The sequence below is a fragment of the Haloarchaeobius ordinarius genome (assembly GCF_051801355.1).
In the GTDB taxonomy this organism is placed as follows: Archaea; Halobacteriota; Halobacteria; order Halobacteriales; family Natrialbaceae; genus Haloarchaeobius.
In genome coordinates, this window is sequence record NZ_CP196560.1 from 2,928,822 (window position 1) to 2,949,844 (window position 21,023).

Genomic DNA, 21,023 nt, shown 5'->3' on the forward strand with positions numbered 1-21,023 from the left:
GACTATCTCCTCGTGTCTCGCTCTCTGAAATACGAAATGAGTGTATCCGGTGGATGGTATGGGGGATACACCATCGACGCCGTCCGAGACGGTGTGACGGTGCGAAAGGGGCTCGATCTGGAAACGTTACCGCTGCCGGCCATCAAGTTCGCGTTCGAGTCGGGGCGTGAGACACCTGTCGGCGTTCGGTTGACAGAGCAGTTGCCGGAGGGCGTGTCGTTCGAACACGTCGCCGTCCACACCGACCACGACGGCGTGAACTGGACGGCGTTCGAGGACGGCCGGCTCGTGTACACCGGCTCCGTCCCGCCCGGCGAGACGGTGGTCACGCTGTACATGGTGTGGTTGCAGCGGCCCGAACACGTGTACCGGTTCCTGACAGAGCCGTACCTCCGCGTGACCTCGGACCCGAACGCGCCGTCGCTGCGACCCGTCGGGGTGGAGACGGACGTCCGCAGCGTCGACAGTCGCTTCGCGCCGGCCGACCGGTTCAGCCGGGTCCTCGACGACGTCGAGCGGTCGCTGGCGACACCGGCGGTCCCCGCACAGCCGGAGCCAGAGGAGACGGACGGCCCCGCCGAGATTGCGGTGCAGGTCGACCACGGGACCACGGCGTGGCCGCACCCGGTCCACCGTGCTGGCGCGGGCGACCTGGCCCTGCCGACGAGCGACGATGTGGACGAACTCGCAGAGGGTTCGGGTGGCCCCGGCGACCATCTCGTCCGCGTCGAGACGACCGACACGTACCACGGCGGTGGGGCCGTCGTGGTCGTTCAGGAACTGGCGAACGCGTTCGACATCCGCGGCCGCAGGCTCGCCGGCGAGGGCAACGTCGACGTCGTCGAGGCCGTCGTCCGGACCGACCAGCCGACCGACCGTATCGTCGCCGCACTCGCCGACCGGCCACAGGTCTCGGACGTGCTGGTGTCACCGCTGTTCGAGTCCGACGCGCCAGAGCCACTGCCTGCGCCGGGTGACGACGATACGTCGGAACCAGACACCGCGGCCGAGTTCGAAGCGATGCGAGCCGAGTTCAACCCGGTCGACGCCGCAGAACTCGAAGCGGAACTCGACGCCGTCTCCTTCCCGGGCTTGAGCGAGGACGACGACCTCACCATCGACGAACTCGTCGAGGGCGTCGAGACAGACGGCCTGGAAGCCGAGACGGAGGAAGACCAGGGCGACGCGAGAACCCACGAGGAGTCGGGAACCGACACGTCCGGGGAGTCAGCCGAGAGCAGTGAACGTCCCCCGACACCGGTGGCGGCGGAAGCTGCACCGGTGGCTGGCTCGGAACCGATGCCAGAGCCAGCTGACGAGACAGTCCCCGCCCCCGGGGAGACCACCGTCGAGGCCACGGCCCCGGCCGATGTTGCACCCACCGCCTCCGAAAGTGACGGGATGGTCTGGGTCGACGAAGACACGACGGAGCAAGTCGCCGAGGCGGCGACCTCGGCCGTCGACACGGTCGCTTCCGAATCCGAACCGGGAACGACGACCGACGTCGGCCCGCCGGCCTGGGGCAGTACCTTCGAGCCCTTCGCGGACGCGCCGCTGGACGCGACCGACCGTCGGCGCGACGAGGAGCCGGCCGACGCTATCGGCGTGCTGCAAGAGGAAATCGAACGGCTCACCGCCCGTATCGCCGACCTCGAGGCGGAACTCGAAGCGGCGCGGACCGAACAGACGCCGGAGACGGGGCGTCAGACGCGCTGATACGCGCCCAGTCGCGTCCCGTCGAGCAAGTAGGCCTGTCCGCCTTCGAGTCCAGCCGGCAGGAACGGTGCGAGGAAGTCGTTTCTCGTGTTGACCCACGTCCCTCCACAGAGGTCGTTGAACGCGGGGAAGACGACGAGTTCCGGGTCACGCCAGTCCTCGACGAGTGCCGCGTCCCGGTCGGCGAACGGGTCGCGAGCGAGCGCACCCCGGAGCCAGACTCGCTCGATGCGACTGCCGCCGACCTCGTCGGTCAGCCGGACACAGGGATGTTCGTGCCCCATGCAGACGACGTCCGCGCCGAGCACCGCGGTCGACGGCCAGGTGTGGCCGTGGGTGAACCCCACGTCGCCGATTCTGACACCGGTCCCGTCTGTGACCTGTGCGTCTATCCAGGATTCGACGCCGCCGTCGTGGTTCCCCTTCACGACGGTCGTCGGCAACCCGAGTTCCTCCAGCAAGACCTCTATCTCGCCGCGTTCTGCGCCGCCCGGCCCGCCGATGGAGTGCATGACGTCTCCGAGGACGACGAACCGGTCTGGGTCGGTCTCGGCTGCCAGGTCGAGTACCTGTTCGCGACGGTCGGACGCGTGGCTCCGGACGTGGACACCACGTTCGAAACGAAGGGCGTCTTCGATGCCGGCGTGGAGGTCCGCGACGACGAGGCAGCGGTCCTCGCCCGTCTCCACCACGGCGGCCGGGCTGTTCGGTATCGGTTCGACCGCGGCCATCAGATGGGCTTGAGCGTGTCGTCGTCGGGTTCGTAGCACTGCCCCCCGATGAGGGCGTTCTGGATGGCGTCCTCGACGTCGGTCTCGGCGGACTGGGTGTCCGCGACGACCTGGGCGACCAGTTCCTCGCGGTCGGCCCCGTCGCCGTCGTCGAGGTCCTGCATGACCTCCATCACGTAGTCGTCGAGGTCGACCTCTTCGGCGGGGTCGTCGTCCGTCTCCGCCTCGTCGACGGATTCCGTCTCGTCGGTAGTCGAGGGGTCCTCGTCTGCGACCGCCGCCGCAGGTTCGGGTTCCGGCTCCTCGTCTGCCGGCTCCTCGGTTGCCGGCTCTTCGGCTGCTGGCTCGGGTTCCGCTTCCGGCGTCGGCGTCTCGATATCGGATTCGCCGGGGTCGGGGACGTCGGTTCCGGAGCTGAACTCCGTGCCGAACTCCTCCTCGATCTCCTGGCGCTCCTCGTCGTCCATCTGGTACATCCCCTCCGGGGTGGCACTCGCGGCGGCCGACGCATCCGTCTCGTCGCTCGCAGTGGTCTGGTCGACTGTGGCCGCGTCGGCCGTCTCGTCTGCGGCCGACGCGAGGTCGTCGTCCGTGTCGCCACCGAGGTTCCCCGGCTCGAAGTCGCCGATGTCGTCGTCGTCCGCGTCGAGGCTGGTTGCCGGTTCGGGTTCCGCTTCGGCGTCGGTGACCGATTCGGTCGCCGCGACCTGGTCGGGTTCTGGTTCGGCGTCGACCGCCGGTTCGGGCTCGCTCTCCGGTTCAGTTTCCGTGGCCGGTTTCGACTCGGACCCAGCGTCGGCCTCGACGTTCGCCGGCTCGGTGCCGCCGGAATCCGCCGTGACGCCGGCCTCAGCGTCCGAGTCAGCCGCCGGTTCGTCCGCCACCGAGTCACTTTCGGCTTCAGCCGTCGACTCGTCGGCAGCTTCCGCTTCTTCCTCCGCCGACTCGGCCACTCTGCTCCCGGCTTCCACGGGCATGACACCGAACGCGGCCCGGTCGGAATCGCGGAGGTCACCCCAGGTCACGGTGCCATCGCCCTTGTCGCTCGGAGCGAGCGAGGTGCCCGAGACCTCGTCCTGCTCGCCCGCGACGACGCGGGCCGCCTCGATGGCGGTCTGGCGCAGGCCCGAGAGGTAGGCGGGCGTGGTGTCGTAGTGCTGCATCGCGAGCGGGATACCGTTCGCGAGGCCGGCGGGGACGCCCTCGGCTTCGAGCGCCGCGGTGAGCGCGTCGCCGTGTTCGTCCATCGCGGCCGCCTCGGCGTAGGTCGCGACACGCTGGAGGGTCTGCTCGGCGGTGCCGACGACCCACCGGTCCCGCGTCTCGGCGTCGACCACGTTGATGCTCTCCGGGCGGATGGAGGTGTACACGCGGTCGGAGTCGTCCGGCGAGAAGGTTCGGGCCTTGCCCGTCACGGCGACGAACTGCGGCGGCTGGGCCTGTTCGAGGGCGGCCATCTCGTCGGGCTGGTACTGCCCAGCGTAGACGACGAACGCGCCGGTCGGGTCGACGATGCGCCCGCGGAGCACGTCCTCGTTGACCGATTCGACCTCGGTCAGCACGCCCACGACGAACACCCGGTTGACGCGGGCACCCGAGGGCGTGACCACGTAGTTCGGGGCGCGCTCCTCGTCGGACTCCTGATGGGAGAGGGTCGCGTCGTCGAACTCGCTCGCAAAGAGGCGGTAGGCCACCTCGCGGCGCTGGATGCCACTCATGCGTCCACCTCGCTCAGCAGGGCCTTCGCACGCGCGGTCGGGTCGTCCTCCGTGCGACCGAACTCGGTCGCGTCGAGGTTCGCCCCGTAGTCGTCGACCGAGAAGTGCCCGCGGACCCGGAACTCGGGTCCGACGATGGCGTCACGGATGGTGTCGGCGACGACCTCCTTGTCCATGGCCTCGCGGGCCTGGTCCTTGGCGTCGTCCAGGGTCCCGCCGTACACCGCCTCGGTGATGTCGCGGTCGAGGACGACGGTCGCGGTGCCGGTCCCGTCGTCGAGGATAGCCTTCACGCGCAGGTCGTCGACACCGTCGACGTTCCCGTGGGCGCGGCACTGGCCGTTCTGGACCACGCGGTTGCACTCGGGACAGCGCTCGATGAGGCCTGACCCTTCGCGTACCGCGATGACGTTGCCGACCAGGGCCACGTCGTAGATGCCGCCGGAGGCGACCGCCTCGGCGATGGACATCTCGGTGGCAGCCGACCCGACTTTTACGTCGTGGTCGATGCCGGTGACCGTCGAGAACTCGGAGACGTTCACCTCCGGAACGCCGCGGTATTCTCTCACATAGGCGTTCTCGATGCGGACCGTCCCGCCGTTCTCGATGACCGGGTCGGGCTCCCAGCAGGTGAACGGGAGTCGGCCGGACTCGTCGCCGAACACGCCGCTGAGGATGTCGGTCTCGCCGTTCCGGCCGTCGATGGTCCGGCGTTCTACCTCCTCGACGGCGACCTCGACGGTCACGCCGCGGTCGCCCGACTTGAGGTCGCGGAGGTTGGCCTCCCCACCGATGTTGTAGGGAACTTCCAGTGCCTCGTCGAGGAACGAGAGCGACGTGCTCTCGCCGAGGTTCAGTTCGGGTTTGGCGTCCCACTCGCGCACCCCGGCGTTGCCCACCTGGATGGTGTCGCCCGCCGAGAGGCCGAAGTCGGTCCAGGCCGTGTAGGAGATCTTGCCCGTCTCGTCGGCGAGTTCGCCCTCGAAGATGACCTGCTGTTCGCCCTGCGTCTGGATGGACCGCTTGCCCACCGTCAGGACGCGGCCCGTGACGCTCACGCTGCTGTCCTCGGGGGTCACGTCCCCGATGGTCTTCTCGGATGGCGCGGAACTGCCGCCGCCCGAGTCGTCGCCGTACTTCCGGCGAAGGCTCTGGACGGCCTCGTCCATCGGGACGCTGTACGACACCAGGTTCTCAAGGTCGGATTTGACCTCCTCTTTGTCGACACCGAGGTCGGAGGCGAGCTCCTCGGCGCGGTCGTCGAGACTCATGGCAGTGCGTTCGGCGGCATCGTTTAAAAGGATTCGTGGCGAGATGGCTGGGATTTCGGACGGTGGAAGCGGGTTACTATCGGACGCTGACCGACCTCCCCGGCGCGCGCTGGGGAGCGTGTGGTGTGGTTGCGGTCGTGGACGCCAGCGATCGTCGGCTCCGAAACAGTTCCAATCCCAGCGACGGTGACCGGGGCGAGATATCAGCAGAGACCACCAGCACGCGGTCGTCCACCCACCGCCTCCATCGACAGCACCGAAATCAGTTTGCCCCTCCCGACAAACTCCCGACTATGCACGTCCACGTCAACGCCGCGATGAGCGCCGACGGCAAGCTCGCCTCGCGTACACGTGAACAGTTGCGCATCAGCGGCGAGCAGGATTTCGACCGTGTCGACCAGATCAGAGCCGAGAGTGACGGTGTGATGGTCGGCGTCGGCACGGTGCTAGCGGACGACCCCTCACTGACGCTGGACGACCAAGCACGAATCGAAGAGCGTGAATACGCCGGGAAGAGCCCGCACCCGGCCCGGGTCGTCGCAGACTCCAGAGCGCGAACCCCAACCCACTCTCGCATCCTCGACGACACGGCGACGACGTACCTCTGTGTGAGCGAGGCTGCTCCCGACGCCAAGGTCGCCGACCTCCGCGAGGCGGGCGCAGCAATCGTGGTCGCGGGCGAGGACCGGGTCGACCTCGCGGCTGCCCTCGCAGAACTCACATCCCGCGGTATCGACCGGCTGATGGTCGAGGGTGGCGGCGAACTCATCTACTCGCTGTTCGCCGACTCGCTCGTGGACGAACTCACCGTCTACGTCGGCGCGATGGTCGTCGGCGGGCGCGACGCGCCCACGCTGGCGGACGGGGACGGCTTCGTCACGGACTTCCCGGAGCTGGAGCTGACCGGCGTCGAACGGGTCGACGACGGCGTGTTGCTGGAGTGGCGCGTGGTATGAACCCGGCCCGAGACTTCTCTCTGTCAGGTCCGTCTATCAGAAACTGGCGAGGAACTGCCGAACCAGTTAAGACGACAGTGGTCCTAGGTACCGATTGTCATGGGAGACACGAAGCGCGGACGAGAACGTAAGCACCTCGGCAAGGAATCCCAGATCATCGAAGAAGACCTGGAGTACGCGAAGAAGGTGCAGACGGGCGAGGTTTCGGAAGAACCACCGCGCATCGAAGAAGAGGAGGAGGAGGTCATCGACATCGACGTCGAACTCGAAGCCGAAACGGAGGCCCGAGCCGACGACGACTGACTCCCGCCTGACGGTCTTCACACTTCGAACGTTTCTTCGACGAATCGATTGACGCGAGCCGTAGCGATGCCACGGACCGCGTGGTCGTCGGGTGGGATGTGCTCGGGGAGCGCGACCTCCCCGGGCGTGAACACCTGCCCGACGACCGCGTCCCCCTCGCCCGCTCGCTTCCGAGCGACCAGCTCGCGCGCCCGGTCGAGTACCGAAGCATCGACGCTCCCGCGCTCTTCGCACTCGTCGAGGAACGACGGGAAGTGCAAGTTCGGGAACGTGTGGGTGTCGCGGACGTGTCTCGCGTAGAGGACCGCCCGGACGACGTACAGGTTCCGCTTGACCGTCTGGTCGCACGAGCCCTCGGCGTAGCGCTCGTCGGTCTTCGGGACGCGGGCTGGGTCCCCCACGTGAACTGGCTCGCCGACCCAGTGCGTCTCCGTCTCGTCGGTGACGACCAGTGCCGGGTCGCCGTTCTTCAGGACCCGGCGCTCGATGTACTTGCGGTACTGGTGCTGTGCGAGCGACCGGTAGTGGTGGTACAACCGGATGGGCTCGAAGTCGCCTGCCACGTCGGCTTCGAGTCGCGAGAGCGGCTCGTACTGGCGATAGCGCAGGGGTGAGTGCAGGAATTCGAGGACCGACGGGTTCGAATCCGCGAGCAGTTCACCGAACCGCGTGACGTTCCAGCCCGTCAGTTCGAGGGCCGGGCCGTGCTCGGTTTCGACGCTCGGGACGTACTCGTCCAGAGTCGCGTATCGAACCGCCGGTTGCCGGAACAGGACCGCGACGTCGTAGTCGCTGCGCTCGCTGTCGAGGCCCCAGGCACGGCTCCCCACGTCACGCGCCGCGAGGACGGTGCAGTCGTGGGTCGCTTCCAGGTCGCCGATGGCGGTCGCGAGACTGGGCGGTTCGGTCGACATAGCAACAGGTGTATCGCCCCGCTACTTGGCTGTGTGTGGGGCGTGGTTCGGTGTCTCGTGTGGGTCGCCGTCTCAGTGCTGGTGGCCGGTCGCCTCACCGAAGGTGACGCCGAAGCGCTCCTCGAAGAGGTCCATCGCGGACTGCTCGACGGCGTCGAGCTGCTCGTTGCTCTCCTCGCCGTGGTGGGCGATGTGGTGGGCGCGGGAGGCAAAAGAGAGCATCGCGATGTCGCCGACGACCTCGGCCGGGCTCTGGTCACCTTCGGCGAGCAGGTCGAGGAGGTCTCTCGGGAGTGTGACCTCGTCGCTGTCGTCGTCGGACTCGATGCTGAACGTGACCGTCTCGATGTCGTCTGCCATACCGCAGGAATCGGCCCTGGGACGTAAAGCCTCTGTGGGTTCCGTGCCCGGACGACGCACGAGCGGGCCAGTGACCCCGCCTCGACAGGCTCACGTCGTGCTCGACCGAGGTGCGCCTGCAGCCAGTATTCCGGTGTCGTCCTCTTTGCGAGAAGTGAGGCGTCGTGCTCGCCGTTCATGTGGTCCTCGTAGAGTGACTCTCCATGCGCTCGCACATCTACCGACCAGTACACGTGCGGCGGTCGTCTCACACCGCCCTGTCGTCGAATACCCCGCAGAACTCGAAACGCGCGCCACCCTGGTCGCTCTCGGTGAGTCGGACGGTCCAGCCGTGGGCGTCGGCGATGCGTTCGACGATGGCCAGTCCGAACCCGGTCCCGTCGCCGTCGGTGGTGAACCCGCGCTGGAAGACGGCGTCTCGCTCTGCCGGCGGCACACCCGGCCCGTCGTCGGCCACGAAGAAACAGTCTCCCTCGACGCCGACCGTGAGGTTGACGTCTTCGCGTCCGTGGTCGAGCGCGTTCCGGAACAGGTTCTCGAACACCGTCTGGAGCCGCTCGCGGTCCGCCTCGACCGTGCAGTCGGCCGTGACCTCGAGCGTCGCGGCCGGTACCGGGATGGAACTCCAGGCCAGGTTGGCGGCCGTCTCCAGCGACACAGCAGCGACCTCGCCGATGTCCTGTCCCTGCCGTGAGAGTGTCAGGAGTTCGTCGATGAGGCGGTCCATGCGTCTGCCCGCCCGTTCGACCTCGTCGAGGTACGAGCACTCGCCCGTCTCGCGTGCGAACTCCGTGTTCGCGATGATGACCGAGAGTGGACTCCGGAGGTCGTGGCTCACGACGCTCGTGAACTCGTCCAGTCGTTCGTTTCGTTCCTTGAGTTGACGGCGCTGGGCGGCCTGTTCGAGGGCAGCACCGGCGTTCCGACCGAGGATTGTGAGCAACTCGACGGTCGGGTCACCGAACTGGCCGGCGTGTGGGACGCCCGCTACCAGCAGGCCGCGGTCGCCCAGCGGCACGAACAGGACGACCGAAAGCGGGAGGTCCGGATGCGCACGGTTCGGTGTCGAGTCGAAGTTCTCGACGAGGAGTCGTTCGTCGTTCTCGAAGACGGACATCTCGAACGTCCCGGGAGGAATCTCCGGCAGTGACAGCGACTCGTGACCGGTGAGGGCCCGGAGTCCGTCGGTGCCAGCCAGCGGTTCGAGCGGTCCGGAGTCCCCGTCTCTCGTCCAGACTCCGACGAACGACTGGTCCAACACGTTCTCGGCCACGTTCACCGTCTTCTTCGCGATGACTCTCGGGTCTTCGGCGGCGAACAGGTCGCGTGTCGCCTCGCTCAGGGCCGCCAGCTGTTCTTCGTACTCCAGCGGGTCACGGCCGGGCCGGACGACGAAGATGGTCTCCCCCGTCGTGGCCCGCACGATGCTGAGTCGGCAGGTCGCCTGGTCGTCGTCCGGTTCGTCGGTCGGGTCGGTCGGTTCGTCGGCCAGCCCGTCGGTCGCCTCGTCGTCGCCCAAGGGGGTCAGCTCCCTCGAACCGATACGAATCCGGCCGAACCAGCGCCCCGTCCGGCCGACGGCCTCGATACCCTCCTCGACGACGGCGTGTTCCGACGGTGGTACGAACTCTTTCCAGTGCGCGCCGAGCAGTGTCGCCGGGTCGTCGTACCCGCACATCGCCCCGTAGGTACCGTTGGCGAAGACGAGCCGACCGTCCGGGTCGAGCGCCGCGACACCCACGGTACACTCGTCGATGGTCGGCGTCGTCTCGATGCCAGCGACCCCCATGCTACAGCGATAAACTGCAGGAAACAGTAAAAAACAGCGGGTGGAGTATTCAGGCTAGTCGTCCGCTTCCGCCGCAGATTCCGCGCCCTTCGCCCCGGCGGCGGCCTGGCTCTCCAGGTACTCGTCGGCGTCGAGCGCGGCCTTGCAGCCCATCCCGGCCGCGGTGACGGCCTGCTGGTAGTGGTAGTCGACCACGTCGCCCGCGCCGAAGATGCCCTCGACGTGGGTCTCGGTCTGGCCGCCGCCGAAGCCGCCTTTCGTCTTCAGGTAGCCCTCCTCGTCCATCTCGACGCCCGTTCCCTCGAGGTAGTCGGTGTTCGGCGTGTGGCCGATGGCGTAGAAGACGGCACCGACGTCCAGGTCGTACTCAGTCGTCTCCGGGTCGTCGAGCTTGGCCGTCGGGTGGCCCTCGGGGTTCTCGACCAGCGTGACGTGGTCCATGCCGTCCTCCTGGGAGCCGTGGAGTTCGGTGACCTCGGTGTTCCAGAGGATCTCGATCTCGCCCGCGTCGACCTTGTCCATGATGCGGTCGATCCAGACGTCCTCGGCGCGGAACTCGTCGCGGCGGTGGGCGATGTACACCTTGTTGGCGAACTTCGTGAGGAACGACGCTTCCTCCATGGCAGCGTCACCGCCGCCGACGACGAGCATGTCCTCGTCGCGGAAGAACGCGCCGTCACAGGTCGCACAGGTGGAGAGGCCGTAGCCCATCAGTTCGTCCTGCCCGGGGATGTCGAGCGTGCGGGCGGACGCGCCGGAGGCCGCGATGAACGAGTCCGCGGTGTAGACGGAACCGTCCTTGAGTTCGACGCGGAACGGTCGCGAGGACGCATCGACGTCCGTGATGATGCCGTTCTTCGTGTCGGCACCGAACTTCTTGGCCTGCGCTTTCATGTTGTTGATGAGCTCCGGCCCGGAGATACCCTCGGGGAAGCCGGGGTAGTTCTCCACGTCGGTCGTCAGGGTGAGCTGCCCGCCGGGTTCGTCGCCCTCGATGACGAGGGGCTCGTTGTTCGACCGGGCCGCGTAGATGGCCGCCGTCAGGCCGGCGATGCCGGTCCCGGCGACGATCATCTTGCGGTGTTCGACCACGTCACCGGCACCGTCGGCACGTGCCAGACCCAGTTTCTCGTCGAGTTCACCCGTCTCGTTCAGCGCGCTCGTGTCGTCCCAGCCACCGATGAGTTCGTCGTCGATGAACACCTCGGGGGCGGTCTTGCGCCCGTCTGCGCGCTCGACCATCTCCGCGAAGAGGTCGTCGTCTCCGGTCACGTTGTAGGTGACGTACTCGACGCCTTTCTCGTCGAAGAGGTCTTTCGCCTTGTCGCAGTACGGGCAGTTCTCCTTGGTGTAAATCTCCACGTGCGGCGAGTCTGTCATGGCTGTCCCTACCGGTCGTACGGCTTTTATAGTTGCGTTGTTCTGCATGGCTTGCGCCCACCTGTCTTGTGATAGCATGGCAAGACTCCCGTCGCTGCCCGGGGGACGCCACCGGTGGCCGACGAATCCCGCGACCGGGTGAGCTGGGCGTCCGACGACTGCACCTCGTGGAACTCGACCGACACCGTCACGTCGGCCGTCGTCTGCTCCTCCACCGCGGCTTCGATGGTCGAGGCGAGGGCCGGGAACTGTTCGTCCGCTGGCCGGTTGACCACCACCGTCACGCCGCGAGGCTCCTCCGACGGGCCGAGGTCGAAGCCGGTCATCTCGGTCTGGACCGCGACCAGTTCGAGGTCCTCGTACTCGGGGCGCTCCAGCGTCTCGGAGACGGCGTCGTTGGCCTGTGTGTCGAACGACGCCTTGCCGACGAGGAGCGTCCCGGCCGCGGTCACCACGAGCAGGAGCGCCGCCAGCGTCACGAGGGTTGGCCAGTACTCACGGGGAGAACGTAGGCTCGACGGGCCGTCCCAGCCGTCCGGTCGGTAGCCGAGGTACCAGAGCACGGAGAATCCGGAGAGGTTCACCGCGACGGCGTTCGCCACCAGCAGGACGAACGCGCCGATGGCGACCGATGGTGCCCCCCAGGCGATACCGATGCCGACCGCCGCGGCGGCGGGGATGAGCGCGGCGGCTATCATCACACCGACGAGCGAGACGGGAAGCGCGGTCGCCAGCCCGAACGCGCCGGCCGCGCCGGCACAGATGGCGACCGCGAGCGAGAGCAACCCGGGTGAGATACGCTTGGCGACCTGCCCGACGCTCGCGACGTGCAACCCCACCGGTATCAGTTGGCCCGACCGGATGCCCACCCCGAGCAGCGTCGCGGCTACTATCGCCATCGTGTACCCGGCCAGCTGGGTGCGGACACCGAGTGAGAGCATCCGGCGGTCGCCCAGGGCCATCCCGACGCTGGTGATGAGGGCCCGCCCGACCTGCGGCGCGATGACCATCGCCCCGACCACGATGGCCGGCGAGTCGAGCAGCAGTCCGATGGCGGCGACGACGGCGCTGAGGCCGGTCATCGAGTAGTAGGTGAGCGCGTTCCGGTGCATCCCGAGGGCCTTCCCGCGTATCTCTTCGCTGGCGACCGTGTCGTCCTCCTCGACACCAGCGACGAACCGGTCTTCTAGCTCGTCGTAGTGCCTGGTCTTCGCGGTCTCTGCGGTCGAGATGACGGTGTACTCCTCGTCGTCGAGCCCCGCATCGCGGAGTCGTCCGAGGACGAAGTCGACGGCCTGTATCGGGACGGGGAACTCCAGCACCACGGCGTCCTCGTCGGCCTCCCGTGTGTCCGAGGTGACGACGTAGTCGACGCTCTCTTCTTCCAACACGGTGACGAGGTCGTCGACCTGGGCTCGTGGAACCAGGATACGGACGAGCCGCATACGGTCGGGCATGGTAGCGCCGCGCGGATAATGGTGTACCCAAGTCGCAGCTGTTCCGGGCCGATGGCAGCTGTCGCGTCTGCCCCCACGACGAAGGGCTTACCCCGCGGGCTCGCATCGGGTGCGGCATGGCCGCGGACCTGCACGAGAAGACGAACCGGTACCACGACCTGCTTGCCGAAGCCCTCGACGTGGCCGAGGTCGCCCCCCAGACGGACACGCCGATGGGTCGGGCTGCCCTGGAGTGTCTGGAGATGGCCGAGTCGTACCTCGACGACGGCGAACACTTCCGCGAGCACGACGACTGGGTGAACGCGCTGGCCGCGTTCTCCTACGGGCACGCGTGGCTGGACGCGGGGGCGAGAATCGGCCTGTTCGAGGTGCCGCGAGAGGGCCACCTGTTCACGGTGTGAGTCCAGCCTTCTGAGAGGACGCGATCGACAGCGAGACCGGCAATCTCACCACCCGTTGGCGATGGAATTACAAGAGGGGACTGTGTCGGGGGTAGACGATGGAGGCGGTCCTGTGGTACGTGTTGACCGGGACGCGCGGTGGTGAGAACCGTGTCCGAATCTTACGTGCCCTCGACGAACGACCACGGAACGCCAACCAGCTCGCCGAGGACCTCGACCTCGACTACAAGACGGTTCGACACCACCTCGACGTGCTCAGCGACAACGACATCGTGAAAGACAGTGGCGACGACTACGGAGCCATCTACCTGCCGACCGAACAGGCCCGCCACCACTGGGACACCGTCGAGGACATCATGGAGCGTGTGGAGTGACTATGGCCGAAATTGGGAAAGAGTATAACCACGGTTGCGGCAAACGGAGAGATAGATGAGCATCTGGGTCGACCTGGCGAAGGCCGCGACGGTGGCCAACGTCGCGCTGTTGCTCGCCCTCGGATACGTGTGGGGCCGGAACTTCCTGAAGTTCCGCTCGAAGCACACCATGGGCCTGCTGGTGTTCTCCGGCCTGTTGCTCGTGGAGAACCTGCTGATACTCTACTACTACACCATCGACCCCGACCTCTCCGCGTGGTGGCACAACGAGAGCATGGTCCCGACCATCGTCTGGCAGTGGCAGATGGCCATCCACGCGCTGCAGACGGTCGGCCTCGCGTTCCTCGCCTGGGTCACCTGGGACTGACCCGAGTACGCGGTCGATGGCCAGAACGCACCGGTTCCCGCGACACGTCCTTTTATACCCTCTCGCGTTTCCTCCCTGATTCTCGTCATACCGAATCCAGCCCCGGAAAACGCAATACAGTGGTGAGATTGTGGTGGAAATTGGGTGAGCTTGGGGCCGCAGTTCGGCAAATCGGTTTTACTATCTTCTCCGATGCCTGGAGTATGCGGCAACGCATCACCACGCTGGTGGTCGTCGCGATGCTCGTCAGCACCGGGCTGGCTGGCGTGGCGGCTGCTGGCGACGGTACGACCGCGGCGGACGCAGCAGTACAGTTCACTGGACAGACCTCCGGCGGTTCCACAGTCGTGGTCGACGAGGTCACCCTGCCCGAGGGTGGCTTCGTGACCATCCACGACGCATCACTGGGTGACGGCAAGACCCTGGAGAGCGTTCGCGGTACCTCCGAGTACCTCGAAGCGGGCACGCACGAGAACGTGACCATCCACCTCGACGACACGCTCTCGTCGGATGCGACCCTGTTCGCGATGGCCCATCAGGACACGAACGGTGACCGCATCTACTCCTTCGTCGCCGACGGCGGGTCCACGGACGGCCCGTACACGGCCGGTGGCGACATCGTGATGCAGTCCGCGGACGTGACGGTCGCCGCGACCGTCTCGATGGCCGACGGCCCGGTCACGAACGACACGGTCGTCGTCGACCGCGTCGAACTCTCCGAGGGCGGCTTCGTGACGGTCCACGACGCGACCGTCACCGAGGGTGCCGTCTTCGAGAGCATCCGCGGCACCTCCCAGTACCTCAGCGCCGGTGTGCACGAGAACGTGCGCATCACGCTCGAGAAACCCCTGACCGAGAACACGACGCTGGTCCCGATGGCGCACAGGGACACCGACGGTGACAGGACGTACACCTTCGACACGTCCGAAGGCGAGGCCGACGGCCCCTACACCGCTGACGGGAGCGCAGTCGTCGACACGGCGGCTGTGACGCTCTCCGACGAAGCGACCGTGACCTTCGACGCCCAGGCCTCCGGCGGCCACCGCGTCGTGGTCGACTCGGTGTTCCTCCCCGATGGCGGCTTCGTGACGATGCACGACGCCAGCCTGCAGGATGGTGCCGTCTTCGACAGCGTCCGCGGCACCTCCGCGTACCTGGCTCCGGGCTACCACGAGAACGTCGAGGTCGTCCTCGAGAAGCCGATGACCGAGGACGGCTCGCTCGTCGCGATGCCGCACAGGGACACGGACGGTGACCGGAGCTACGACTTCGTCGACAGCGAGGGCGGCGACGACGGCCCGTACACCGCTGACGGCGGTGCCGTGGTCGACGCCGGGAACGTCACTATCTCCGCGAGCGTCTCGATGACCGACCAGCCCTCCGACGGGCACACGGTCGTCGTGCAGGACGTCGACCTCGTCGAGGGTGGCTTCGTGACCATCCACGACAACTCGCTGTTCGCGGGCGAGACGTTCGGGAGCGTGGTGGGCACCTCCCAATTCCTCGAAGCTGGCCACCACGAGAACGTGACGGTCACCCTCGACAGCACGCTGCGCTCGACGCAGACGCTCGTTCCGATGGCCCACATGGACAGCAACGACGACCAGACGTACTCCTTCGTCGAGGACGAGGGCGGCGCTGACGGCCCCTACACCTACGACGGCGGTGCCGTGGTCGACACGGCCCGCGCGACGGTCCAGGCGACCGTGACGTTCCAGCCCCAGGAGACGATGGGTGAGACGGTCGTCGTCGAATCGGTCACGCTCTCCGACGGTGGCTTCGTGACCATCCACGACGCGAGCCTCACCGACGGTGCGGTCTTCGAGAGCGTCCGCGGTACGTCCGCGTACCTCCCACCGGGCACGCACGAGAACGTGGAGGTCACGCTCGACGCCCCGGTCGAGGCCGACACGACCCTCATCGCGATGCCGCACACGGACTCGAACGGCGACCAGACGTACACCTTCGTCGAGAGTGATGGCGCGACCGACGGCCCCTACGTGGCGAAGGGTGCCGTCACCTCCGCAGCCTCGGTGACCTACACCGGCCAGTCGACGACGGAGACGACGACGATGTCGACGACCGAGCAGACGACGATGGACGACGAACCCACGAGCATGGGCGAGGACACGACCGGGTCGACCACGATGATGGACGACGAGTCGACCCGGACCGACGACGGCGACAGCGCGGGCTCGCCGGGCTTCGGCCTCATCGCGGTGGCGCTGGCACTGGTCGGCGCACTGGCACTCGGCAGCCGCCGGTCCGGCCGATGACACTCCTCAGGAGCCGTTAGCGTTATATTCTTTGGAGTGTCGAAACTGATATCAACCTTTTTTCGATTACCGATGGCGTGATAAGCTTTGAACTCATGAGTATTTAAACCCACCAATAGACTTAAGTACTTTCCGGTCTTACTTAGAGTGAGGACGGGTTCCCGTCTGGGCGTGAATTTTTCCACCCATTCCGGCGCCTGCCCGCGGCCATCACGAGGGATACATATCATGAGCGATACAACCATTCGGACCCACACTGGCGAGGCAGAAGAACGAGCCAAGCAAGAGGAGCAGACGGTCTGCCCAGAGTGCAGTGGCGCGCTCGTTCAGGACAGCGAACACGGCGAAGTGGTCTGTGGAGAGTGCGGGCTCGTGGTCGAGGAGGTGAACATCGACCACGGCCCGGAGTGGCGCGCGTTCGACTCGAAAGAGAAGGACGAGAAATCGCGCGTCGGCGCACCCACGACCAAGATGATGCACGACGACGGGCTGTCGACCAACATCGGCTGGCAGGACAAGGACGCCTACGGGCGCGCCCTGAGTGCCCGCCAGCGACAGAAGATGCAGCGCCTCCGCACCTGGAACGAGCGCTTCCGCACCCGCGACTCGAAAGAGCGCAACCTGAAGCAGGCACTCGGCGAAATCGACCGCATGGCAAGCGCGCTCGGCCTCCCGGCGAACGTCCGCGAGACCGCCTCGGTCATCTACCGCCGCGCGCTCAACGAGGACCTGCTTCCGGGCCGCTCCATCGAAGGTGTCGCGACCGCCGCGCTGTACGCCTCCGCGCGACAGGCAGGCACGCCGCGCTCGCTCGACGAGATGGCGATGGTCAGCCGCGTCGACAAGATGGAGCTGACCCGCACGTACCGCTACATCGTGCGCGAGCTCAAACTCGAGATCAAGCCCGCTGACCCCGAGAACTACGTCCCGCGATTCGCGAGCGAACTCGGGCTGTCCGACGAGTCCGAGCGCCGCGCCCGCACGCTCCTGGAGAACGCGCGCAAGGCCGGCATCCACTCCGGCAAGTCGCCCGTCGGCCTCGCGGCCGCCGCGGTGTACGCCGCCGCCCTGCTGACCAACGAGAAGGTCACGCAGAACCAGGTCTCGGACGTGGCCAACATCTCCGAGGTCACCATCCGGAACCGCTACAAGGAACTGCTCGACGCCTCTGATGCGTCGCTGACGACCCTCTGAACGGCATCAGCGAGGTGATGGCCGACTGATGGTGCCGGGGTGGGGCTGCGACAAAGTTTTTCACACCTACCTGTGTTACTACTCCTCATGGTGGAAACTTACGTCCGCCTCCTGTGTCCGGAATGCCGGAAAGACTGGGAGTCAGCACCCGACTCGTTGCCCGGACCGCGGAAGAACTTCAGTTGTCCGAACTGCCACGCCACGCGGCGTACGGCCGAGTTTATGCGAACAGAGCACGACCTTTCGGCGCTCAAACAGCTCAGTTAGCTCTTGCCGACCGACGACAGTGCACCGCACGCGTCACACTTCAACACGGTCGTGCCCTGTCGCTCCTGCAGATGGGTGTCGGGTGACCCACACTCGTCACACGTGACGAATCGTTCTACGTACTCGTCGAGCGCGTCGGCGACCCGGGTCTCCCTGAACGACCCCGTGAGGCGCGCACGCCCGCTCTCGTCGATGTGGCCGCTCGTCCCGAGTTCGTCCTGGAGGAACTTCATGAGGTGGGCGGGGTCCCGGTTGAGCACGTCGACAGTATCGTCGAAGTTCTCGTAGACGGTCATCTTCCCCTCCTGTCGGACCGTCGGGTCGGGGACGCTGAAGCGGTCACCTGTGGCTTCGACGTCTGGCGACTCCGCGATGGCACGGTCCAGGTGGTCTTCGTAGTCCATACGCCATCGTTCGGACTGAGCGAGTAAAATATCTTGATACTTCAGTGGACTCGTTTCTCGTATCAGATATCTCGGTTAATTTAACGAAAAACATGTATTTCTCCGGGGCTCTACCCATTGAGACCGGCAATCTACTAACGGAGTGTGTTAACGCGACTCAGGATAATAATATAACCCTTGAGACGGTAGAGCATTTTGGTTATGAAGAAGCAGGAGCTCATTCACCTTCACGGCCTGCTCGCAGAGGTAAGCAATCACTACGACACACGGACAGAGGACGCGCTCACACTCGATGAGTACGAGTCCCTCGGTATCCGTCCAACGTCGATTCACAAATCGAAGACCGACCACAAAGCTGCAGTCTTTGCGCTGGCGACCGGAATCACTTCGGACATGCACGAGGAGCAGACCGAAGAGACCGTCGCCGTCTCCGCAGACTGAAACCGCTGACTCAGTTCTACGCTGCCATCTACCGACCCAGAAGAGAACTCTATCGTGATTCGTTTCGAGCGCGCGCCGTTCACTCGATGAGGTCTTCGAACTCGGGCAACACGTCGTCGTCGCTGCCCTCGTCCGCCTCTGCGACCGGTTCACCACCATCTGGCGTGCTCATCTCCGCTTCCGACTCCTCCTCTTCGTCGTCTTCGTCGTCTTCGATGACCGCGACCTCGAGGACCTCGAGCGGGATGTTCGTCAGGCGCTGCCCGATCTCCTTGCGGGCGATGCGCGAGGCGTGCTCCTCGCGTTCGACGTTGAACACGGTCATCTCCAGTTCGAGTGCGACGAGTGCCTCGTCGGCTGCGATGAACGCGGGCGGGAGTTCCTCACCACCAGGAGAGGTCCGCGAACCCATGTTGATTTCGACGTAGTTGAGGTCGGGATTCAGCATCTCTCCCGTCTTCGAGATGGCGATGCGGATCGCCTCGTCCTCTGTCTCGACGTCGTAAACCGGCACTGCAGCCTCGACGACCACTCTGCAGTTCATAATCGTTCTTTCATTCCCGGCCGAGTAGTATCAAGGTTGGCCCTGACACGATGCCAGCGGCGAAAGCCACCGGCGGCCGACGGCGACCCGAAACCCAGAAACGTCCCCACACCAACGACCCGGTGATGGAATCCGGGACGATACCGCTGTCTGCGCTCTCCGGCGGGTTCGACGCACACGTGACGCTCGAAAGCGGCCAGTCGTACCTCTGGCGACGCGAAGACGGCCGCATGTACGAGGGCGACGACGAGGGGTCGCCGTGGTACTACACCGTCCTCGACCTCGACGAGAAGGACCGCGACGTGACCCCCGTGCCAGCCGACGCCGACGAGCCGACGGTCGTCCGGGTCCGTGTGACCGACGAGGCCGTCGAGTGGGAATCCTCGTGCGACGCGCACGACCTCGTGACGCACCTCCTGCGGCTCGACGACGACCTCGACAGCATCGTCGGCGACGCGCCCGACCGCGACCTCGTCCGAGCGGCCTACGACGCCCATCGCGGACTCCGGCTCGTCCGCGACCCGCCCTTTGGCTGCCTGATATCGTTCATCTGCTCGGCGCAGATGCGGGTCGAACGCATCCACGAGATGGTCTCCTCGCTGGCGGACGCCTACGGCGACGAGGTCGCGTTCGACGGTCGGACGTACCACGCGTTCCCCCGACCCGAACAACTCGCCGCGACCACCGAGGAAGACCTGCGAGACCTCGGCCTGGGCTACCGCGCACCGTACGTCCAGCGAACCGCGGAGATGGTCGCCTCGGGCGAGGCCCACCCGGCGGACTTCTTCGACATGGAGTACGAGGCCGCGCGTGAGGCGATGACGACGTTCGTGGGTGTCGGCGACAAGGTGGCCGACTGCATCCTGCTGTTCTCGCTGGGCTACCTCGAAGCGATTCCGCTCGACACCTGGATGCAGACTGTCGTGTCGGACTACTACCCGGCGTGTGACCGCGGGAACTACGCCGAGACCTCTCGCGCACTCCGGGAGACCTTCGGCGGCGAGTACGCGGGGTACGTCCAGACGTACGTGTTCCACCTGCTCCGGACAAGGGACGAATGAAAGGTTGATGTGGCAGGCTGCAGTCGACCCGGTATGCACTATTTTCTCACCGGCGCGACCGGGTTCGTCGGCGGCAGGCTCGCCCGACGGCTGGTCGCCGACGGCCACGAGGTGACGGCCCTCGTCCGGTCACCCGGGAAGGCGGCGGACCTCGAAGAGCTGGGCGTCGAACTCGTCGCCGGGGACATCACCGACGGGTCGAGTATGCGCGACGCGATGGCCGGCACCGACGGCGTGTTCCACCTCGCCGCCTGGTACCGCCTCGGCGTCGACGACCCGGCGCTGGCCGAACAGGTGAACGTCGAGGGCACCCGCGAGGTACTCGAACTGGTCGACAAACTCGACGTCCCGAAGGCGGTGTACACCAGCACGCTCGCGACGAACTCCGACACCCACGGTGAACTCGTGGACGAGGAGTACCGTTTCGAGGGCGAGCACCTCTCGCTCTACGACGAGACGAAGTGGCGGGCGCACTACGAGGTGGTCGAACCGATGGCCGAAGACGGCGTCCCCGTCGTCACCGTCATGCCCGGTGTCATCTACGGCCCCGGCGACACCAGCCAGCTGCGCGACCTCTGGGTCGACTGGCTGCAGGGCGACCTCCCCGTCATCCCCCGCGAGACCGCCTACTGCTGGTCCCACGTCGACGACATCGTGGACGCCCACGTCGCCGCGATGGAACAGGGAGAGCCCGGCGAGGACTACATTATCGCGGGCGAACCCTACACGCTGGTCGAGGCCATGGCAATCGCGAGCAACATCGTCGGCAAGGAGCCGCCGCGGGCGGTCTCACCCATCTGGTTCCGGGCGATGGCGATGCTGGCTGGCGTCGCCGAACGGTTCGTCTCGCTCCCCGAGACCTACAGTTCCGAGGCCCTGCGCGTGCTGGGCGGCACGACGTACCTCGGCGACAACTCGAAGGCCAAGCGCGAACTCGGACTGCAACACCGACCCTTCCAGGACGGGCTCAGGGAGGTGCTGGAACACGAACAGGCACAGCTCGGGCTGGACTGATTCGACACCCCCGCCGCGACCCGACAGGCACTGGCCGATATCGCTCCCACCGCAACCCCCAAGTTCCCGACCGTAGTCCGCACTG

22 protein-coding genes are annotated in these 21,023 nt (G+C 66.4%); 12 read left to right on the top strand and 10 right to left on the bottom strand.

Annotated elements, in window-relative coordinates; all coding sequences use genetic code 11:
- Positions 1-36 precede the first annotated feature (36 nt).
- Positions 37-1,716 carry a hypothetical protein gene (locus ACSC1R_RS15390; protein WP_439026604.1) on the top strand — a complete coding sequence of 560 codons (1,680 nt, stop codon included), beginning with the start codon at positions 37-39 and terminating at the stop codon, positions 1,714-1,716.
- Here the strand turns inward: ACSC1R_RS15390 and ACSC1R_RS15395 are convergent.
- From ACSC1R_RS15395 to ACSC1R_RS15405, 3 genes are read right to left on the bottom strand one after another with little or no spacing between them, the layout of a single operon-like run.
- Complete coding sequence (locus ACSC1R_RS15395) at positions 1,704-2,447, bottom strand: metallophosphoesterase (RefSeq protein WP_439026605.1); 744 nt, start codon at positions 2,445-2,447, stop codon at positions 1,704-1,706. The two genes, ACSC1R_RS15390 and ACSC1R_RS15395, sit on opposite strands and share 13 nt — an antisense overlap.
- Positions 2,447-4,165 carry an RPA family protein gene (locus ACSC1R_RS15400; RefSeq protein ID WP_439026606.1) on the bottom strand — a complete coding sequence of 573 codons (1,719 nt, stop codon included), beginning with the start codon at positions 4,163-4,165 and terminating at the stop codon, positions 2,447-2,449. Before ACSC1R_RS15400 ends, ACSC1R_RS15395 begins: the two co-directional genes overlap by 1 nt.
- Positions 4,162-5,436, bottom strand: coding sequence for a Single-stranded DNA binding protein (locus ACSC1R_RS15405; RefSeq protein ID WP_439026607.1), 1,275 nt, complete (start codon positions 5,434-5,436; stop codon positions 4,162-4,164). Before ACSC1R_RS15405 ends, ACSC1R_RS15400 begins: the two co-directional genes overlap by 4 nt.
- A 293-nt stretch (positions 5,437-5,729) precedes the next feature.
- On the opposite strand from ACSC1R_RS15405, the gene ACSC1R_RS15410 reads away from it, so the two are divergent.
- Complete coding sequence (locus tag ACSC1R_RS15410; RefSeq protein WP_439026608.1) at positions 5,730-6,392, top strand: 2,5-diamino-6-(ribosylamino)-4(3H)-pyrimidinone 5'-phosphate reductase; 663 nt, start codon at positions 5,730-5,732, stop codon at positions 6,390-6,392.
- Positions 6,393-6,491: 99 nt separating this feature from the next.
- On the top strand, positions 6,492-6,695 hold the full coding sequence (locus tag ACSC1R_RS15415) for a hypothetical protein (RefSeq protein WP_439026609.1): 204 nt from the start codon (positions 6,492-6,494) through the stop codon (positions 6,693-6,695).
- Between the two features lie 17 nt (positions 6,696-6,712).
- Here the strand turns inward: ACSC1R_RS15415 and ACSC1R_RS15420 are convergent, their stop codons facing one another.
- The 5 genes from ACSC1R_RS15420 to ACSC1R_RS15440 form a co-directional block, all read right to left on the bottom strand.
- Positions 6,713-7,609 (bottom strand): nucleotidyltransferase domain-containing protein, encoded by an 897-nt coding sequence (locus ACSC1R_RS15420; RefSeq protein WP_439026610.1) that lies wholly within the window; start codon positions 7,607-7,609, stop codon positions 6,713-6,715.
- Positions 7,610-7,681: 72 nt separating this feature from the next.
- The gene (locus ACSC1R_RS15425) at positions 7,682-7,969 is read right to left on the bottom strand and encodes a DUF7545 family protein (protein WP_439026611.1); all 288 of its coding nucleotides are present in this window, start codon (positions 7,967-7,969) and stop codon (positions 7,682-7,684) included.
- 247 nt (positions 7,970-8,216) lie between these two features.
- The gene (locus ACSC1R_RS15430) at positions 8,217-9,758 is read right to left on the bottom strand and encodes an ATP-binding protein (protein ID WP_439026612.1); all 1,542 of its coding nucleotides are present in this window, start codon (positions 9,756-9,758) and stop codon (positions 8,217-8,219) included.
- Between the two features lie 54 nt (positions 9,759-9,812).
- Complete coding sequence (locus ACSC1R_RS15435) at positions 9,813-11,138, bottom strand: FAD-dependent oxidoreductase (protein ID WP_439026613.1); 1,326 nt, start codon at positions 11,136-11,138, stop codon at positions 9,813-9,815.
- A 26-nt stretch (positions 11,139-11,164) separates the two neighbouring features.
- Entirely contained in the window at positions 11,165-12,583 is a 1,419-nt protein-coding gene (locus ACSC1R_RS15440) for a TIGR00341 family protein (protein WP_439026614.1), read from the bottom strand.
- Between the two features lie 128 nt (positions 12,584-12,711).
- Between ACSC1R_RS15440 and ACSC1R_RS15445 the strand changes: the two genes are divergently transcribed.
- The 6 genes from ACSC1R_RS15445 (at position 12,712) to ACSC1R_RS15470 (ending at position 17,474) form a co-directional block, all read left to right on the top strand.
- The gene (locus ACSC1R_RS15445) at positions 12,712-12,996 is read left to right on the top strand and encodes a DUF357 domain-containing protein (protein ID WP_439026615.1); all 285 of its coding nucleotides are present in this window, start codon (positions 12,712-12,714) and stop codon (positions 12,994-12,996) included.
- A gap of 98 nt (positions 12,997-13,094) precedes the next feature.
- Complete coding sequence (locus tag ACSC1R_RS15450; protein WP_439026616.1) at positions 13,095-13,370, top strand: ArsR/SmtB family transcription factor; 276 nt, start codon at positions 13,095-13,097, stop codon at positions 13,368-13,370.
- A gap of 55 nt (positions 13,371-13,425) precedes the next feature.
- Complete coding sequence (locus tag ACSC1R_RS15455; protein WP_439026617.1) at positions 13,426-13,737, top strand: hypothetical protein; 312 nt, start codon at positions 13,426-13,428, stop codon at positions 13,735-13,737.
- Between the two features lie 203 nt (positions 13,738-13,940).
- Positions 13,941-16,013, top strand: a complete 2,073-nt coding sequence (locus ACSC1R_RS15460; RefSeq protein WP_439026618.1) for a DUF7282 domain-containing protein — start codon at positions 13,941-13,943, stop codon at positions 16,011-16,013.
- A 228-nt stretch (positions 16,014-16,241) separates the two neighbouring features.
- On the top strand, positions 16,242-17,207 hold the full coding sequence (locus tag ACSC1R_RS15465; RefSeq protein ID WP_439026619.1) for a transcription initiation factor IIB: 966 nt from the start codon (positions 16,242-16,244) through the stop codon (positions 17,205-17,207).
- An 87-nt stretch (positions 17,208-17,294) separates the two neighbouring features.
- Positions 17,295-17,474 (top strand): DUF7836 family putative zinc-binding protein, encoded by a 180-nt coding sequence (locus ACSC1R_RS15470; protein ID WP_439026620.1) that lies wholly within the window; start codon positions 17,295-17,297, stop codon positions 17,472-17,474.
- On the opposite strand, the gene ACSC1R_RS15475 is transcribed toward ACSC1R_RS15470, so the two are convergent.
- Positions 17,471-17,878 carry a translation initiation factor IF-2 subunit beta gene (locus ACSC1R_RS15475; RefSeq protein ID WP_439026621.1) on the bottom strand — a complete coding sequence of 136 codons (408 nt, stop codon included), beginning with the start codon at positions 17,876-17,878 and terminating at the stop codon, positions 17,471-17,473. The genes ACSC1R_RS15470 and ACSC1R_RS15475 overlap by 4 nt on opposite strands.
- 201 nt (positions 17,879-18,079) lie before the next feature.
- Here ACSC1R_RS15475 and ACSC1R_RS15480 point away from each other — a divergent pair, with 201 nt between their 5' ends.
- A complete protein-coding gene (locus ACSC1R_RS15480; protein ID WP_439026622.1) occupies positions 18,080-18,319 on the top strand; it encodes a UPF0058 family protein in 240 nt (79 codons plus the stop codon).
- Between the two features lie 79 nt (positions 18,320-18,398).
- Here ACSC1R_RS15480 and ACSC1R_RS15485 read toward each other — a convergent pair whose 3' ends face one another.
- The gene (locus tag ACSC1R_RS15485) at positions 18,399-18,863 is read right to left on the bottom strand and encodes a DUF555 domain-containing protein (RefSeq protein WP_439026623.1); all 465 of its coding nucleotides are present in this window, start codon (positions 18,861-18,863) and stop codon (positions 18,399-18,401) included.
- A gap of 125 nt (positions 18,864-18,988) precedes the next feature.
- Here ACSC1R_RS15485 and ACSC1R_RS15490 point away from each other — a divergent pair, with 125 nt between their 5' ends.
- Both ACSC1R_RS15490 and ACSC1R_RS15495 read left to right on the top strand, forming a co-directional pair.
- Positions 18,989-19,924 (top strand): DNA-3-methyladenine glycosylase family protein, encoded by a 936-nt coding sequence (locus ACSC1R_RS15490; RefSeq protein WP_439026624.1) that lies wholly within the window; start codon positions 18,989-18,991, stop codon positions 19,922-19,924.
- Positions 19,925-19,957: 33 nt separating this feature from the next.
- Positions 19,958-20,938 (top strand): NAD-dependent epimerase/dehydratase family protein, encoded by a 981-nt coding sequence (locus ACSC1R_RS15495; protein WP_439026625.1) that lies wholly within the window; start codon positions 19,958-19,960, stop codon positions 20,936-20,938.
- Positions 20,939-21,023: the final 85 nt, after the last annotated feature.